Below are 16,776 nucleotides of genomic sequence, written 5' to 3' on the forward strand. Positions count from 1 at the left end.
GACGAATCAATCGTCCCGCTCAGGGCAGCAATTTGTAGCCTCCAGCCTCCGTGGCAAGGAGATTGGGGTGCGAGGGGTCCTTTTCGATCTTCTGGCGCAGGCGATAGATGTGGGTTTCCAGCGTGTGCGTGGTGACGCCGGAATTATAGCCCCACACTTCCTGCAGCAGGATTTCGCGCGCCACCGGCTTCTTTCCGGCCCGGTAGAGATAGCGCAGGATCGCCGTCTCCTTCTCGGTGAGCCGGATTTTCGAGTTGCGCTCGGTCACCAGCATCTTGGCGCCGGGACGGAACGTGTACGGGCCGATGGTGAAGATCGCGTCCTCGCTCGCCTCGTGCGAGCGCATCTGGGCGCGGATGCGGGCCAGCAGCACCGCGAAGCGGAACGGCTTGGCCACATAGTCGTTGGCGCCCGCTTCCAGCCCCATGATGGTGTCGCTGTCGGTGTCGTGCCCGGTGAGCATGATCACCGGCGCCTTGAAGCCGCCCTCGCGCATCACGCGCACGGCCTCGCGCCCGTCCTTGTCCGGCAGGCCGACATCCATCAGCACGAGATCGACGCGCTGCGCCTCGACCTCGTTGATGGCGGCCTGGGCGGTATCGACGGCGACCACCTCGAACTCGTCATAGAGCGAGAGCTGCTCGACCAGCGCCTCGCGCAGGTCCTTGTCGTCGTCGACCACCAAAACTCGTTGAGCGTTCGCCATGTCGCGTTCCCGAATGTCCGCTTTCCGAATATCCGCGTTTCCGCAAGGCCGCCGACGGAAGCACTTGTTCGTGGCACGCCGCGCGTCCACCTTGCGCAGCGTCGGATGGATGCCCCACGTCCCGGAGTAGGCAGGCGGGGCGCGTTCGGCAAGAGTCGGCCGGCCCGCAGATCGACGTAGGAGCGGGTTCGTGACGTGATCGTGAACGGAAAACGCGTGAAGAAGAAGCCCCTTCGCAAAGAAACCCGCAGGAATTTGCCGCTCGCGCGCTCCCGCGCCGCCCGCCTGCGGGTGGTCACGCGGCCGGGGGCGGAGCTGCGGGATCGCCAGCGGGGCTGGCTGTTTCTCGATGGCCGCGCCATTCCCGTCGCGCTCGGCCGTTCCGGCGTCCGCGCCGACAAGCGCGAGGGCGACGGCGCCACGCCGCGGGGCGTCTGGCATCCGCGCGAGGTGCGCTACCGCGCCGATCACGGCCCGCGCCCGGTCACCGGCCTGCCGGTCCGCCGCACCCGGCCCGACGACGGCTGGTGCGACGATCCCGGCGACGGGCGCTACAACCGCCCGATCCGCCGGCCGTTCAAGGCCTCGCATGAGGAGATGTGGCGGACCGACGGGCTCTACGACCTGGTGATCGTCCTCGACCACAACGCCCGCCCGCGCCGGGCGCGGCGCGGCTCCGCCGTCTTCCTGCATCTGGCGCGCGGCGCCTTCGAGCCCACCGCCGGTTGCATCGCCTTCCGCCGCGCCGATCTCCGGCGCCTGCTCGCCCGCATGTCGCCGCGCACGGCGATCGAGGTAGTGTAGAGGCGCGCCTCAGCGCCCGCCGAAGATGGCGCTGCCCACCCGCACATAGGTGGCGCCGAGCGCGATGGCGGTCTCATAGTCGCCGCTCATGCCCATGGAGAGCGTGGACAGGCCGTTGCGGCGGGCGATCTTGGCGAGCAGGGCGAAGTGCGGCGCGGCGGGCTCGTCCGCCGGAGGGATGCACATCAGCCCGTCGATCGCCAGCCCGTGGACGTCGCGGCATTCGGCGATGAAGGCGTCGGCCTCCTGCGGCACGACGCCCGCCTTCTGCGGCTCCTCGCCGGTGTTGACCTGCACCAGAAGGCGCGGCGCCGGGCGCCCGTCGAGCTTCGCGAACTCCTTGGCCAGCGCCGCCGCCAGCGAGGGACGGTCGAGCGTGTGGATGACGTCGAACAGGCCGAGCGCCTCGCGCACCTTGTTGGTCTGCAACGGGCCGATCAGATGCAGTTCCAGATCGGGGAAGCGGGCCCGCAATTCCGGCCACTTGGCCTTGGATTCCTGCACCCGGTTCTCGCCGAACAGGCGCTGGCCCGCCTCGAGGACCGGCAGGATATGCTCCGGACCGAAGGTCTTGGAAACCGCGACCAGATGGACCTGCGCCGGATCGCGGCCGGCATCGCGGCACGCCTGCGCGATCCGCTCCCGCACCTCGCCGAGCCGGCTCGACACTTCCATTGACAGATCGCCCGTCATCGCCACCACCTATCGTGGAGGGAGGCATGGCCGGGCCGCACCGATGCTGTCAATAGAGGTGCCCGAAACAGGCGATCCGGAACAGACGTCCCGAGGCCCCGTAGCGGCTACCGCCTGCCCTTGCGGCAGCGACGGCTGGCCGATAACGTCCGCAGCCACATAAAGCACGCCGCGAGAACAACTTGACCAGCGATCGGGGTCCGACCCCCGTTTCCGACCCTTCCGCTCCGCCGCCCCGGCTCGCTCCTCCGGCAGGGGGACAGAGGCCACGGCCGCGGACAGTGAGCCTGCGGATCCGGCTGGCGGTCTTCGCGCTGCTGGTCATGACCATCGTCGCGAGCGAGCGCACCTACAGCATCGTCCGGCTGCACATGGACAATCTCGCCGCGGCGGAAAGCCACGTGACGGACCTGCTGGAGCGCGGCGTCGGCCAGTTCAGCGCCGCCGTGTCCAGCGCCCACGCCGTGCTCTCCACCCTCGCCGCGACGCCCGGCACGGTGCCGGTGGACAACGCGCTCTACACCGCCACGCCGTCGGACCAGACGCCATCGGTGCCCGATCCGGGCATGACGCCAGACGCACCCTCGCACTGCCAGGCGCTGCGGCCGGTGCTCGAAAGCTCGCCCTCCATCGCATCGCTGACCATCGTGGCGCCGAACGGGATCGTTCGTTGCGGCACGGCGAACGGCGCGGTCGGCCTCGACCTGTCGACCCGCGACTATTTCCGCATCGCGATGCGCGGCATCCCGTCCCTCGAATCGGTATCGGTCAGCTACGTCACCGGCACGCCCAGCCTCTATGCCGCCCAGCCGGTCATCGGGGAAAACGGCGACGTCGTCGCGGTGCTCGTCGCCCGTATCGAGCTGAGCGACCTGCTGCCGCGCGAATTCCTGTCCGACCTCGGACCGACGGCGCAGGTCATCATCGTCGACCCCGCCGGCGCGCTGGTCATGACCTATCCGGACGGCCTGCCGGTCACGGCCCGCATGGACCTGTCGGACACCGCGCCGGTGGCCCGCGCCATGAGCCGCACGCGCGGCACCATCCTCGCCGAAGGGCCGGACGGCGTGCGCCTCTACGCCTTCACGCGCCTGCCCGCCACCAATCTGCACCTGCTCGTCGGCGTCGACGAGGCGATCATCCTGAAGCCGGTCGAGCGGGCCACCTGGTCCGCGGGCCTGATGCTGCTCGTGCTCAGCGGCATCATCCTGTGCACCTTCTGGCTCGCCGGCGAACGGCTCATCGTCGCCCCCGTGCAGGCGCTCGCCAACCGCCTCGTCCGTTTCGGCCGCGGCGAGACCGAGGAGGCGCCGACCGCCCACCTGCTGATCACCGAGCTCCAGCCGCTGGTGGTGGCCTTCGAGCACATGGCGGGCGAGCTCACCCGCCGGGAATCGGCCCTGCGCAACGCCAACCGTCGCCTCAACTCGCTCGCCAGCCTCGACCCGCTGACCGGCATCGCCAACCGCCGCAGCTTCGACGCCGCGCTCGCCCTGCAGTGGAACACGGCGACGCGGCTCGGCATGCTCATGATCGACATCGACAAGTTCAAGGCGTTCAACGACCACCACGGCCACCAGGAAGGCGACCACTGTATCCGCCTCGTCGCCCAGACCATCGCCTCGACGATCCGCAGCTCGGACATGGTCGCCCGCGTCGGCGGCGAGGAATTCGCCGTACTGATGCCTGGCGCCACTCTCGCCGCCGCGACGGAGGTCGGGCAGAGGCTGCGCCGGGCGATCGAGAGCCTCGCCATCGAGCATCCCACCGGCGTGACCGGCGTGGTCACGGTCAGCATCGGCTGCGCCGCCTGCGATCCGGGGCCGGCACTGGCGGTCAGCGATCTGGTGGCGGCGGCCGACAAGGCGCTCTACGAGGCGAAGGCCGCCGGCCGCAACGAGGTGCGCAGCGCGAAGACGGTCGGCGCCGGCACCGCAGACGACGCCCGCCGCGCCGCCGAGGGCTGAGCCGAAGGTTGACCGGGCGCACGACTTGGTGCCTAGTCCGGCGCCATTATCCGCAAGCGGTCATCCTCGCGACGTCCGCCATTTCAACAGCCTGCCCATATAGAAGCCTGCCATGACCACCGAGCGTTACAATGCCCGCGAGGCCGAGCCCCGCTGGCAGAAGATCTGGGACGAACGCGGCATCTTCCGCACCCGCAACGACGATCCGCGTCCCAAATACTACGTGCTCGAGATGTTCCCCTATCCTTCCGGGCGCATCCATATCGGCCATGGCCGCAACTATGTGATGGGCGACGTCGTCGCACGCTTCAAGCGCATGAAGGGCTTCAACGTCCTGCACCCCATGGGCTGGGACGCCTTCGGCCTGCCGGCGGAGAACGCCGCGATCGAGCGCAAGACCCATCCGGGCAAGTGGACCTACGAGAACATCGCCACCATGCGCGACCAGCTCAAGCTGCTGGGACTGTCGCTGGACTGGTCGCGCGAGATCGCCACCTGCGACCCGGAATATTACGGCGAGCAGCAGCGCATCTTCCTCGAATTCCTCAAGGGCGGCTTCGTCTACCGCCGCGAGAGCGAAGTGAACTGGGACCCGGTCGACAACACCGTGCTCGCCAATGAGCAGGTGATCGACGGCCGCGGCTGGCGCTCCGGCGCGCTGGTCGAGCGCCGCAAGCTCGCCCAGTGGTTCTTCCGCATCACCGCGCTGGCGCAGGAGCTGCTCGACGGCCTCGACACGCTGGACCGCTGGCCGGACAAGGTGCGCCTCATGCAGCGCAACTGGATCGGCCGTTCCGAGGGCCTCCACGTGCGCTTCGCGCTGGAGAACGCGCCGGCCGACCTGCCCCGCGAGATCAAGGTCTACACGACCCGTCCGGACACGCTGTTCGGCGCCTCCTTCCTCGCGCTCTCCCCCGGCCATCCCCTGACCGAGACGCTTGCCGCCGGCAATCCGGCGCTTGCCGCCTTCGTCGAGGAATGCCGCCGCGGCGGCACCTCGACGGCGGAGATCGAGACGCAGGAAAAGATGGGCTTCGACACCGGACTGAAGGTGCGCCATCCGCTCGGCGGTCCCGATCTGCCGGTCTACGTCGCCAATTTCGTGCTGATGGAATACGGCACCGGCGCCATCTTCGGCTGCCCGGCGCACGACCAGCGCGACTTCGACTTCGCCAGCAAATACGGCCTGCCGATCACCCCGGTGGTGCTGCCGCCGGACGCCGACCCCGCGACCTTCTCGGTCGCCGGCGGCCCCTATGAGGGCGACGGCACGCTCTATAATTCCCGCTTCCTCGACGGCCTCGCGGTTCCCGAGGCGAAGGAAGCCGTCGCCGCGAGGCTCGAGAACGACGTTCTCGGCAACGCGCCGGTCGGCGAGCGGGCGGTGAATTTCCGCCTGCGCGACTGGGGCATCTCGCGCCAGCGCTATTGGGGCTGCCCGATCCCGATCATCCATTGCGACGCCTGCGGCCCGGTTCCCGTTCCCGAGGACCAGCTGCCGGTGCGCCTGCCGGACGACGTGACCTTCGACCAGCCCGGCAACCCGCTCGATCGCCATCCGACGTGGAAGCATGTCGACTGCCCGCAATGCGGCGCCCCGGCCCGGCGCGAGACCGACACCATGGACACCTTCGTGGATTCGTCCTGGTACTTCGCGCGCTTCGCCTCGGAGCCCGGCACCACGCCGCTGCAGAAGGCTGCCGCCGACAAGTGGCTGCCGGTCGACCAGTATATCGGCGGCATCGAGCACGCGATCCTGCACCTGCTCTATTCGCGCTTCTTCATCCGCACGCTGAAGAAGCTCGGCCGGGTGTCGGTGGAGGAGCCCTTCGCCGGCCTCTTCACCCAGGGCATGATCGTCCACGAGACCTACAAGGACGCGGAAGGACGCTGGCTGTTCCCCGAGGAGGTCGAGCGCGACGCCGAAGGGCAGCCGGTGAAGGTGGGAACGGGCGAGCCCGTGACCATCGGCGCGCCCGAGAAGATGTCGAAGTCCAAGAAGAACGTGGTGCCGCCGGAGATCGTCGCCGACACCTACGGCGTCGACTGCGCGCGCTGGTTCATGCTGGCCGACACCCCGCCCGAGCGCGACAGCGAATGGACCAGCGCCGGCATCGAGGGCGCCTGGCGCTTCGTTCAGCGCATCTGGCGCCTCGTCGGCGACGCCCTCGCCCTGGCGCCCGAGAACGTCGCCCGGCCGGCTGATTTCGGTTCCGAATCGATCGCGCTGCGCCGTGCCGCGCACAAGCTCGCCGCGCAGGTCGAGGACGATGTGGAGCGCCTGCGCTTCAACGTCGCCGTCGCCCGCGTGCACAGCTTCGCCAACGTGTTCGGCGATGCGCTGGTCGCGGCCCGCAAGGGCGGCGAGGTGCCGGCCGATCTCGCCTTCGCCCTGCGCGAGGCGGCGGCCTTCCTCGTCGCCGTGGTCGCGCCGATGGTGCCTCATCTCGCCGAGGAATGCTGGCAGGTGCTGGGCACTGCCGGCCTCGCCGCCGAGGCGCGGTGGCCGGCCGTCGAGCCCGCCCTGCTGGCCGAGGACACCGTTACGCTGCCGATTCAGATCAACGGCAAGCGCCGCGGGGAGATCGTCGTGCCGAAGGACGCCGCGCCCGGCGAGGTCGAGAAGGCGGTGCTTGCCCTCGATGTCGTCACGCAGGCACTCGACGGACGCGCGCCGAAGCGTATCATCGTGGTGCCGCAGAGGATTGTGAATGTCGTCGCCTGACCGGATGAACCCGATGCCCTCCCGCCGCCGCCTGCTCGGCCTCGCCTGCGCGGGGCTGCTCGCCGCTTCCACCGCCGGCTGCTTCCAGCCCATGTATGCCGAGACGACGCCGGGCCAGGGTTCGGCGCTGGCCGAGAACCTCAGCCAGGTCGAGGTCGCCTTCGCCGGCGGCCGCGTCGGCAACGAGGTCCGAAACGACCTGATCTTCGAGCTGACCGGCGGCGCCGGGAACCCGGTGGGAGCGCCCTACCGGCTGATCCTCAAGGTCCGCAATTCGACCACCGAGGCGGCCGTGGTGAGCCCGCTCACCGGCCTGCCGGAAGTCGAACTGGTGACCGTCGACGTCGACTGGCAGCTCTTCGATGTCGGCGACCTGAAGACCCCGCTGAAAACCGGCAACGCCTTCGGCAAGGCCTCGCTGGACAGCGGCTATCAGCGCTTCGCCCGCGCCCGCGCCATCCGCGATGCGGAGAACCGCTCGGCTCGTGTCGCCGCCGAATCGATCAAGAGCCAGCTCGCCTCCTTCTTCGTGACGCGCGCGCCCAAGAGCTGAACCGCCATGGTTGCGGTCCGGCCGAGCGACGTCGAGGCGACGCTGACGCGTATCGATCCGCTGCGCCCGGTGCTCCTGCTCTTCGGCCCGGACAGCGGGCTGGTGCGCGAGCGCGCCCGCGCCTATCTCGCCCGCGCCGCCGAAGGCTCGGACGATCCGTTCGGCATCGTCCGCCTGGACGGTGACGAGATCTCCGGCGATCCCGGCCGGCTGGTCGACGAGGCCGGCACGGTCGCGCTGTTCGGCGGTCGGCGCGTGGTCTCGCTGCGGGCAGGTGCGCGCAACATCGTCCCCGCCGTCGAAGCTCTCCTCGCCTCCCCGCCCTCCAATGCCATCGTGGTCATCGAGGCCGGCGACCTCAAGCGCGGCACCGGCCTGCGGGCGCTCTGCGAGGGCTCGCCGCACGCGCTCGCCATCACCTGCTACGCCGACACCGACCGCGACCTCTCCCGGCTGATCGACACCATGACGGCGGAAGCCGGCATCTCCATCGAGCGCGACGCGCGTGCCGAGCTGCTGGGCCTCCTGGGCAGCGACCGGCTGGCCTCGCGCGGCGAGATCGCCAAGCTGCTGCTCTATGCCGCCGGCGAGCCGCGCATCACGCCCGAGCATGTGCGCGCCATCGTCGGCGATGCCTCGAGCCTCGCGCTCGACGAGATCGCCGACGGCACCTTCGCCGGCCAGCCGGGAGACATGTCGACGGCCTTCGCCAAGGCCATCGGCGAGGGCATGCGGGCGGACATCATCCTCGGCGCGGTGTGCCGTACGGCGCAGTCGCTGCACCAGATGCGTCTCGGCATTGAGACCGGCGGCAGCGTCGAGCGCGCGGTCGAGGGCGCCCGGCCGGCCATTCATTTCCGGCGCAAGCCCCTGGTCGAAAAGGCGCTTCGGAGCTGGACCGCGGCACGACTGGAAACCGCCCTTCTGGCCCTCGACGACGCGCTGCTGACGGCGCGCCGCAACGCGGCGCTCGGCCCATCGGTGGCGGAACGGGTTCTTCTGCAGATCGCCGGTCAGGCCCGGCGCGGCTAGCGATTAACGGGCGCCTCAGCCCGCCGCCAGGCGGCGGCACACCTCGTCCAGCTGGTCGAGCGAGGAATAGCGGATGCGGATCTCGCCCGCCTCGCCATCGTGCTTCAACGTCACCTGAAGGCCCAGCTCGTCGGAGAGCTTGCGCTGCAGCGCGGCGGTGTCGGCATCGAGCGCCGGAATCGTCTTCGGCTTGCGCGGCGGCTTGCCGGCGGCTTCCGCCTTGGCGACGTTCAACTCCTGCGCCAGCGCCTCGATGGCGCGCACATTCATGCCCTGCTCGACGATGGCCCGGGCGAGCGCTTCCGGATCGTCCTGGGTCAGCAGCGCACGCGCGTGGCCGGCGGAAAGGCGCCCATCCGCCAGATATTCCTTCACCGTCTCCGGCAGGCGCAGCAGGCGCATCGTATTGGCGACGTGGCTGCGGCTCTTGCCGATCACCCGCGCCAGATCGTTCTGCGAATAGCCGAACTGATCGGCGAGCGACTGGTAGCCAGCCGCCTCCTCCAGCGGGTTGAGATCGGCGCGCTGGACGTTCTCGATGATCGCAATCTCGAGCGCCTCGCGGTCGTTCACCTCGACGACGACGATCGGCACCTCGTGGACGCCGGCGCGCTGGGCGGCCCGCCAGCGGCGCTCGCCGGCGACGATCTCATAGGCATCGCGCTCGCCGGCCACCTGCCGGACCACGATCGGCTGGATGATGCCGCGCTCATGGATCGAGGCGGCGAGGTCTTCCAGATCCTCCTCGGCGAACGTACGGCGGGGGTTGCGCGGGTTCGGGCGCAGGAAGGCGAGCGGCACCTTGCGGGCGCCGCCGCCCGACCGGCCGCGATCGTTCGCCGCGCCGCTGTCGTCGCCCATATCGCCGATCAGCGCCGCGAGGCCGCGCCCGAGCCGCGAACGTCCGCCGTCTTCCGCCATCGCCATTACGCCCTCCTCACGCTGCCGCCGTTGCGCGCAAGGTCCGCTCGCGCTGGATTATTTCGGATGCGAGACGAAGATAGGCCTGCGATCCGACGCATTTGAGATCGTAGAGCAGCACCGGCTTCCCGTAGGACGGCGCCTCCGACACCCGGACATTGCGGGGGATGATGGTCTCGTAGACCTTTTCGCCCATGAACTGCCGCACATCCTCCACCACCTGGCTGGAGAGATTGTTGCGCGCGTCGAACATGGTCAGCACGACGCCGTGGATGGTAAGATCGGGATTGAGCGTCGAACGCACCTGCTCCACCGTCTTCAGGAGCTGGGACAAGCCTTCCAGCGCGAAGAACTCGCACTGCAGCGGCACCAGAATGGCGTTTGCCGCCGCCATGGCGTTGACCGTGATCAGGTTCAGCGAGGGCGGGCAGTCGATCAGCACATAGGTGTAGTCGATATCGTTCCGCTGGCGAATCGACATCCCCGACGGGGCGTTCAGCCGCCGGATAGCATCGCGCAGTCGATAGGCGCGGTCGCGTTGCCCGGCCAGCTCCAGCTCGACGCCGGAAAGGTCCATGGTGGAAGGCGCGATGTGCAGTCGTGGCACCGCCGTCTCGAGGATAGCGTCGCGGAACTCGACCTCGCCGGTCAGCACGTCATAGGTCGAGACGCGGCGGCTGCGCCGGTCGATGCCGAGCCCGGTGGAAGCGTTGCCCTGCGGATCGAGGTCGACGATCAGCACGGTCTCACCGATCGCCGCCAGCGCGGTGCCGAGATTGATCGCCGTCGTGGTCTTGCCGACGCCACCCTTCTGGTTGGCGAGAGCGAGTACGCGCGGCATCGGGCGCGGCGCGTTCGGTGCGAGCGGAACCTCATCCGTCATGATGTCGATCCTGCTAAACGGGCGCGGAGCCCGGTGACGTCGATACCAGCGGCTCGGCCGCCCGGACGATCAGGACATGGCCTCCACGATCGGTCAGGCTGTCCTTGATCTGAGCCTTGAGTTTCCAAGATTTAGAGGCTTGGGTCAATTCGTTATCAACATCTTGTCCCTTGAGGAACAGTCCCGTTGCCCCCTGCGCAAGGAACGGCGCCGCCAGCTCCAGCAATTTCGGCAATGGCGCAAGCGCGCGGGCGGAGACGATCTCCACGCCGGCGGCGATCTTCGGCGCCACCTGTTCGATGCGGGCGGGCAGCACCGTCACCGGCAGTTCCGCGATGCGCGCCGCCTCGCGCAGGAAAGCCGCCTTGCGGCTGTCGCTCTCCACGAGGGTCACGTCCGCCTCCCGCCGCTCGGCCAGCGCCGCCGCGACCACGAGACCGGGAAAGCCCCCACCGGAGCCGAGGTCGACCCAGCGGGTCGCCTCCCCCGCCAGCGGCACGAGCTGGAGCGAATCCGCGATATGGCGTGTCCAGACCTGCGGCAGCGTCGCCGGCGCGACGAGATTGATCGTCCGCTGCCATTTCTCCAGCAGCGCGACAATGGCATCGAGCCGCTGCTCTGTTTCACGTGAAACAGGCGTGAGTTGCAGCGCGCGGGCGCGGTCGGACGAATCGCTTTCGGTCATGAGCGCAGTATAGCGGCTCGAAACCTACTGCGCGCGGCGCGCATGCGCCGCCAGCAATGCCAGGGCGGCCGGGGTCATGCCATCGATGCGACTCGCCTGACCAATGGTACGGGGGCGAATCGATTCCAGCTTGGCCTTGATCTCGTTGGAGATTCCGGCGAGACCACAATAGTCCACCTCGGGAAGCTCGGCCGCCTCGTCCCGGCGAAAGGACGCGATGTCCGCCTCCTGCCGATGCAGGTAGACGGCATATTTCGCGTCGATCTCCACCTGCTCGCCGATGCGCGCCTCCTCCACCGACGCCTCCGGCCAGATCCGACAGATGTCGGCCCAGCCGACATGCGGATAGGACAGGAGATCGAAGGCGCTGCGGCGCTGGCCGTCCCGGTTCAGCGTCAGCCCATGCCGGTCGCCTTCCGCCGGCGTCAGCGACACCGAGCGGCTCCATTCGCGCACCCGCTCCAGCGCCTCCCGCTTCGCGGCGAAACGCGCGCGACGCTCCGTGCCGACGAGGCCGCGTGCCTCACCGCGATCGGTGAGCCGCTGGTCGGCATTGTCGGCCCGCAGCGACAGGCGGTACTCGGCACGCGAGGTGAACATGCGGTAGGGCTCGCTTACGCCGCGCGTCACCAGGTCGTCGATCATCACGCCGACATAGGCTTCCGCCCGGTCGAAGGTCACGCCCTCCATGCCGCCCGCCCGGCGGGCCGCATTGAGCCCGGCGACCAGTCCCTGCGCCGCCGCCTCCTCATAGCCGGTGGTGCCGTTGATCTGCCCGGCCAGGAAAAGCCCCTTCGCCTTGCGGGTCTCCAACGTCGGCTGCAGTTCGCGCGGATCGACGTGGTCATATTCGATGGCGTAGCCGGGCCGCAGCATCGCCACCCGCTCAAGGCCGGGAATGGTCGCGAGCAGCGCGAGCTGCGCGTCCTCCGGCAGCGAGGTCGAAATACCGTTGGGGTAGACGGTCGGATCGTCCAGGCCCTCCGGCTCGAGGAAGATCTGGTGCCCTTCCCGCTCGCCGAAGCGGACGATCTTGTCCTCGATGGACGGGCAATAGCGCGGACCGACGCTACGGATGTTCCCGGAATACATCGCCGAGCGCTCGATATTCGCCCAGATCACCGCATGGGTTTCCGGCGTGGTGCGGGTGATGCCGCACTGGACTTGCCGGTTGGTGATCGCCTCGGTCAGGGTCGAGAAGGGTTCCGGCGGTGTGTCCCCGTCCTGCATCTCCAGCCCCGCCCAGTCGATGGTCCGCCCGTCGAGGCGCGGCGGCGTGCCGGTCTTCAGCCGCCCGAGCGTCAGGCCGATGGCGGCGAGCGAACCCGACAGGCCGCGCGCCGGCTGTTCACCCATCCGCCCGGCCGGCATCTGCCGGTCGCCGATATGGATCAGCCCGTTGAGAAAGGTGCCGGTGGTGATGACGACGGCGCCGGCTGCGACCACCCGGCCATCCGCCAGGACCAGCCCCTGGACGCGGCCATCCGTCATCAGCAGACGATCCGCCTCCCCTTCCACGACCGAAAGGTTCGGCTGCGAATCGATCGCCCGCTGCATGGCGGCGGCATAGAGCTTGCGGTCGGCCTGCGCGCGCGGGCCGCGCACGGCCGGCCCCTTGCGGCGGTTGAGCACGCGGAACTGGATGCCGCCCTGGTCCGCCACTCGGCCCATCAGTCCGTCCAGCGCATCGATCTCGCGCACGAGGTGCCCCTTGCCCAGACCGCCGATGGCCGGGTTGCAGGACATGGCGCCGATGGTGGCGAAGGCGTGCGTGACCAGCGCGGTGCGCGCGCCGAGCCGCGCGGCAGCCGCCGCCGCTTCCGTGCCCGCATGTCCGCCGCCGACAATGACGACGTCGAAGGAAAGATCGTGTTCGTTCATGGCTGCCCGATCCGCACCATATGGGCGCGCGTCCGTTCGCCTGTTTCAAGCCCGCGAAAGATGGCGGCGTCAAGCCAAACGAACGAGGGCAAAAATCGGGATTGGTGAATGGTGCTGATTCACGTGAAACATTTCGTTTACGAATCGGACCAGCATGCGCCGGTGTTTCACGTGAATCCCCGTCTCGACGGCCTCACTTGCCGATGCAGAATTCGCGGAACACCACGTCGAGCAGATCCTCGACGCCGATGGCCCCAGTCATCCGCCCGAGCGCGCGTCCGGCGAGGCGCAGCTCCTCGGCCAGCAACTCATCGTCGAGATGATCCCACCGGACGAGGGCGAAGCCGAGCCGACCCGCCGCTTCCGCCGCGCTGGCGCGGTGACGCGCGCGGATCAGCGCCGGATGCTCGCTGCCGCGTGCGCGCTCGGAGACGAAAGCTCCGACCGCCTCCGTCAGCGCATCGAGGCCGGTGCCGAACTTCGCCGATACCGAAAAGCTCTGCCCGGCCCAGCCGAACCCCATCGGCGCGGCGGCGCCCGGCGCGTCGAGCTTGTTGGCGACCAGCCACAGCTCCGCGCCCTTCGCCTCGATCTCCGGTCGCTCCACCGGCGGCGGTCTACCCGGCGCATCGTGCACCCACAGGACGAGGTCCGCCTCGGCGATCCGGGCACGGGCACGGCGGATGCCCTCGGCTTCCACCTTGCCCTCCGCCATGCGTAGCCCCGCCGTATCGACGAGCGTCACCTTGTGTCCGCCGAGATCGAGCGCGACCTCCAGCACGTCACGGGTAGTGCCGGGCTCGTCGGAGACGATGGCGACGTCACGTGCGGCGAGCGCGTTGAGCAGCGATGACTTGCCGGCATTGGGCACCCCGGCGATGGCGACCAACGCGCCCTCGCGCACCATCGCCCCGCGACGGTCGGCGAGCGCCGCTTGCAGCTCCGCGAGCAGCGCCATCACTTCCGGTCGGGCGAGCGCACGTGCCTCCGCCGGTACGTCGTCCTCCTCGGCGAAATCGATGCCCGCCTCGATCAGCGCCATCGCCCGGATGAGCCGGCGCCGCCACTCCTCCACCCGCTGGCCGAGATGGCCGAAGGCATGGGCGAAGGCGAGCCGGCGCTGCCCCTCCGTCTCGGCGGCGATGAGATCGGCGAGGCCCTCGGCTTGCGTCAGGTCCATCCGCCCGTTGAGGAAGGCGCGACGGGTGAACTCGCCGGGCTCGGCGGGACGCAGGCCCGGCAGGGCGAACAGTGCCGCCAGCACGGCCGCGACCACGGCGCGGCCGCCATGGATCTGCAGCTCCGCCATGTCTTCGCCGGTGGCGCTGCGCGGGCCGGGAAACCAGAGCGCCAGGCCTTCGTCCAGCACTTCGTCATCGGCGGGATTGCGCAGCTTCGCCAGCACCGCCCGGCGCGGCTCGGGCAGACGGCCCGTCAGCGCCCGCACGGCCGGCCCCGCCGCCGGCCCAGAGATGCGGATGACCGCGACCGCGCCGCCGCTTCCCGAGGAGACCGCCGCGATGGTGCCGCCGCCCGACGCCACCGTGCCAATTCCGCTTTCCTCCTGCACACTCACCCGCTACGCCCTATCTCTTGAGACGGCCCCGAGAGACCACGCCTCGCGCCGCTCCAACAACGCCGCCCACAGCAAGACCCTGTCATAAGCCGGAGAGACGCCTTGCCCAACCACCTCGCCGACGCCGCCAGTCCCTATCTGCTCCAGCACAAGGACAACCCCGTCGACTGGTGGCAGTGGCAGCCCGAGGCGTTCGCGCAGGCGCGCCGCACCGGCCGGCCCATCCTGCTCTCCGTCGGCTACGCCGCCTGCCACTGGTGCCACGTCATGGCGCATGAGAGCTTCGAGGATGAGGCGACGGCCGCGGTGATGAACGAGCTGTTCGTCAACATCAAGGTCGATCGCGAGGAGCGACCCGAGGTCGACCAGATCTACATGTCGGCGCTCCAGCAGCTCGGCGTGCAGGGCGGCTGGCCGATGACCATGTTCCTCGATGCCGAGGGTGCTCCCTTCTGGGGCGGCACCTACTTCCCCAGGGAAGCGAAATACGGCCAGCCCGCCTTCGTGGACGTGCTGAGGACGATGGCCAATGCCTATGCCTCCGGCGATCCGCGCATCACGCAGAACCGTACCGCCCTGCTGGAGCGGCTGCGCCAGAAGGCGCGTCCCGCCGGCCAGGTGGTGATCGGCCCCGCCGAGCTCGACGAGGCGGCGGGCCGCATTCTCGGCATCATGGATCCCGAACATGGCGGCCTGCAGGGCTCGCCGAAATTCCCCAACACGCCCTTCCTCGATCTGCTCTGGCGCGCCTGGGAACGCACCGGCCGGCAGCGCTTCCGCGACGCCGCGCTGCACGCGCTCGACGGCATGAGCGAAGGCGGCATCTACGACCATATCGGCGGCGGCTATGCCCGCTACTCCGTCGACGACCACTGGCTGGTGCCGCATTTCGAGAAGATGCTCTACGACAACGCGCAGATCCTGGAGTTGCTCGGCCTCGCCTATTCCGAGACGCTCGCCGACCTCTTCCGCGCCCGCGCCGAGGAAACGGTCGGCTGGCTCCGGCGCGAGATGATGACCGAAGGCGGCGCCTTCGCCGCCAGCCTCGATGCCGATTCCGAAGGCCATGAGGGCCGCTATTACGTCTGGACGCTCAAGCAGGTGCTCGACGCGCTCGGCGCCGAGGATGCCGAGTTCTTCGCCCGCCACTACGACATCGCGCCCTTCGGCAATTGGGAGGGCGTTTCGATCCCGAATCGATTGAAGGAGGTCGACCGCTCCGGTGGCGACGAGGCCCGGCTCGCTTTGCTGCGCGACAAGCTGCTGGCGGTGCGTACGACGCGCGTGCCGCCCGGACGCGACGACAAGGTACTGGCAGACTGGAACGGGCTGATGATCGCAGCCCTTGCCGGCACTGCACCCCGCTTCGGTCGCCCGGAATGGATCGAGCTGGCCGCCGGTGCCTTCCATTTCATCGCCGAATCGATGGTGAAGGACGGGCGTCTCGGCCATAGCTGGCGGGAGGGACGGCTGGTCTTTCCCGGCCTCTCCTCCGATTATGCGGCAATGATCGGTGCCGCCCTCGCCCTGCATCAGGCGACCGGAGACGCCGCCTATCTCGACCGCGCCGTCGCCTGGCAGGCCGAACTCGAGGCCCATCACGCCGCCGAGGATGGCGGCTATTACCTCACCGCGGACGATGCCGAAGGGCTGATCCTGCGCCCCGACGCCACCGCCGACGATGCCGTCACCAATCCCAACGCGCTGATCGCCCGCAATCTCGTGCGCCTAGCGACGCTGACCGGCGAAGAACGCTACCGCGAGCGCGCCGACCGGCTGTTCGCCGGCCTGTTGCCGCGTGCCGCCCCCCATCTCTACAGCCATGCCGGCCTGCTCAACGCCCTCGACAGCCGGTTGCGCGCACCGGAGATCGTCGTTGTCGGCCAAGGCGAGACGGCCGTGTCCCTGCTCGACACCGCCCGCCGGTTGCCGCGCGCCGAGCTCGTCATCCAGCACGTCACCGACGACGCCGCACTTCCGGCCGGGCATCCCGCGCGGGAAAAGATGGAGGCGATCGACGGCGATGCCGCCTTCGTCTGCGCCGGCTCCGTCTGTTCGCTGCCGGTTACGGAAGCCAATCGGCTGGCCGAAGCCGTGCGGTCGGCGGGTCCATCAATCGGCTGAGAGGAGTGCGACCGGACCTCGCCCCTCCTCCGGGGGTAAATCGGCGATCTGGGGACAGGGCTGTGGATAAGTTGTGGGCATTTTTCGCCGAATGCCCGCGATTCCTCAGAAATCGCTGCTGACGGTCGTTCAGCCTTTTCCGATGGATGGATCGGACAGACGGTCAAATCGCCGTCCTGAGTCATTTCTGAAGGATATCGTTTCGCCTACGAAACAGCCTCATTCA

At 69.1% G+C, this 16,776-nt stretch carries 13 protein-coding genes; 6 read left to right on the top strand and 7 right to left on the bottom strand.

The annotated features are described in order from the left end of the window. Window positions 1-19: 19 nt before the first annotated feature. Window positions 20-706, bottom strand: a complete 687-nt coding sequence (locus tag STARVERO_RS18955) for a response regulator transcription factor (RefSeq protein WP_144341347.1) — start codon at window positions 704-706, stop codon at window positions 20-22. 216 nt (window positions 707-922) lie between these two features. On the opposite strand from STARVERO_RS18955, the gene STARVERO_RS18960 reads away from it, so the two are divergent. Next, the gene (locus STARVERO_RS18960; protein ID WP_244616823.1) at window positions 923-1,510 is read left to right on the top strand and encodes a L,D-transpeptidase family protein; all 588 of its coding nucleotides are present in this window, start codon (window positions 923-925) and stop codon (window positions 1,508-1,510) included. A gap of 9 nt (window positions 1,511-1,519) precedes the next feature. Here the strand turns inward: STARVERO_RS18960 and STARVERO_RS18965 are convergent, their stop codons facing one another. Then, window positions 1,520-2,203 (bottom strand): YggS family pyridoxal phosphate-dependent enzyme, encoded by a 684-nt coding sequence (locus tag STARVERO_RS18965; RefSeq protein WP_144341349.1) that lies wholly within the window; start codon window positions 2,201-2,203, stop codon window positions 1,520-1,522. A 281-nt stretch (window positions 2,204-2,484) separates the two neighbouring features. On the opposite strand from STARVERO_RS18965, the gene STARVERO_RS18970 reads away from it, so the two are divergent. The 4 genes from STARVERO_RS18970 (at window position 2,485) to holA (ending at window position 8,480) form a co-directional block, all read left to right on the top strand. Next, window positions 2,485-4,170: a sensor domain-containing diguanylate cyclase gene (locus STARVERO_RS18970; protein WP_159600792.1), complete on the top strand. Its 1,686-nt coding sequence runs from the start codon at window positions 2,485-2,487 to the stop codon at window positions 4,168-4,170. A 112-nt stretch (window positions 4,171-4,282) separates the two neighbouring features. Beyond that, window positions 4,283-6,895 (top strand): leucine--tRNA ligase, encoded by a 2,613-nt coding sequence (leuS, locus tag STARVERO_RS18975; protein ID WP_159600794.1) that lies wholly within the window; start codon window positions 4,283-4,285, stop codon window positions 6,893-6,895. Beyond that, the gene (locus tag STARVERO_RS18980) at window positions 6,882-7,448 is read left to right on the top strand and encodes an LPS assembly lipoprotein LptE (RefSeq protein WP_244616824.1); all 567 of its coding nucleotides are present in this window, start codon (window positions 6,882-6,884) and stop codon (window positions 7,446-7,448) included. The genes leuS and STARVERO_RS18980 overlap by 14 nt, the downstream gene beginning before the upstream one ends. Before the next feature lie 6 nt (window positions 7,449-7,454). Beyond that, window positions 7,455-8,480, top strand: a complete 1,026-nt coding sequence (gene holA, locus STARVERO_RS18985; protein WP_159600796.1) for a DNA polymerase III subunit delta — start codon at window positions 7,455-7,457, stop codon at window positions 8,478-8,480. Window positions 8,481-8,495: 15 nt separating this feature from the next. Here the strand turns inward: holA and STARVERO_RS18990 are convergent, their stop codons facing one another. From STARVERO_RS18990 to mnmE, 5 genes are all read right to left on the bottom strand, one after another. Next, complete coding sequence (locus STARVERO_RS18990) at window positions 8,496-9,407, bottom strand: ParB/RepB/Spo0J family partition protein (RefSeq protein WP_144341353.1); 912 nt, start codon at window positions 9,405-9,407, stop codon at window positions 8,496-8,498. Between the two features lie 10 nt (window positions 9,408-9,417). Next, window positions 9,418-10,284, bottom strand: coding sequence for a ParA family protein (locus STARVERO_RS18995; protein WP_272482961.1), 867 nt, complete (start codon window positions 10,282-10,284; stop codon window positions 9,418-9,420). Window positions 10,285-10,297: 13 nt separating this feature from the next. After that, a complete protein-coding gene (gene rsmG / locus STARVERO_RS19000) occupies window positions 10,298-10,969 on the bottom strand; it encodes a 16S rRNA (guanine(527)-N(7))-methyltransferase RsmG (RefSeq protein ID WP_159600798.1) in 672 nt (223 codons plus the stop codon). A gap of 24 nt (window positions 10,970-10,993) precedes the next feature. Beyond that, a complete protein-coding gene (mnmG, locus tag STARVERO_RS19005) occupies window positions 10,994-12,850 on the bottom strand; it encodes a tRNA uridine-5-carboxymethylaminomethyl(34) synthesis enzyme MnmG (protein WP_159600800.1) in 1,857 nt (618 codons plus the stop codon). Window positions 12,851-13,043: 193 nt separating this feature from the next. Continuing rightward, complete coding sequence (gene mnmE, locus STARVERO_RS19010) at window positions 13,044-14,426, bottom strand: tRNA uridine-5-carboxymethylaminomethyl(34) synthesis GTPase MnmE (RefSeq protein ID WP_159600802.1); 1,383 nt, start codon at window positions 14,424-14,426, stop codon at window positions 13,044-13,046. Window positions 14,427-14,528: 102 nt separating this feature from the next. On the opposite strand from mnmE, the gene STARVERO_RS19015 reads away from it, so the two are divergent. Further along, window positions 14,529-16,550 (top strand): thioredoxin domain-containing protein, encoded by a 2,022-nt coding sequence (locus STARVERO_RS19015; RefSeq protein ID WP_159600804.1) that lies wholly within the window; start codon window positions 14,529-14,531, stop codon window positions 16,548-16,550. The last annotated feature ends 226 nt before the right edge of the window (window positions 16,551-16,776 follow it).

Origin of the sequence: Starkeya nomas (genome assembly GCF_902703545.1) — a bacterium.
Taxonomy (GTDB): domain Bacteria; phylum Pseudomonadota; class Alphaproteobacteria; order Rhizobiales; family Xanthobacteraceae; genus Ancylobacter; species Ancylobacter moscoviensis.

Coding starts and splice junctions, on each gene's coding strand:
- STARVERO_RS18955 (WP_144341347.1), bottom strand. CDS start 706: ATGGCGAACGCTCAACGAGTTTTGGTGGTCGACGACGACAAGGACCTG.
- STARVERO_RS18990 (WP_144341353.1), bottom strand. CDS start 9,407: ATGGCGATGGCGGAAGACGGCGGACGTTCGCGGCTCGGGCGCGGCCTC.
- STARVERO_RS18965 (WP_144341349.1), bottom strand. CDS start 2,203: ATGACGGGCGATCTGTCAATGGAAGTGTCGAGCCGGCTCGGCGAGGTG.
- leuS (WP_159600794.1), top strand. CDS start 4,283: ATGACCACCGAGCGTTACAATGCCCGCGAGGCCGAGCCCCGCTGGCAG.
- mnmG (WP_159600800.1), bottom strand. CDS start 12,850: ATGAACGAACACGATCTTTCCTTCGACGTCGTCATTGTCGGCGGCGGA.
- STARVERO_RS18980 (WP_244616824.1), top strand. CDS start 6,882: ATGTCGTCGCCTGACCGGATGAACCCGATGCCCTCCCGCCGCCGCCTG.
- holA (WP_159600796.1), top strand. CDS start 7,455: ATGGTTGCGGTCCGGCCGAGCGACGTCGAGGCGACGCTGACGCGTATC.
- STARVERO_RS18995 (WP_272482961.1), bottom strand. CDS start 10,284: ATGACGGATGAGGTTCCGCTCGCACCGAACGCGCCGCGCCCGATGCCG.
- rsmG (WP_159600798.1), bottom strand. CDS start 10,969: ATGACCGAAAGCGATTCGTCCGACCGCGCCCGCGCGCTGCAACTCACG.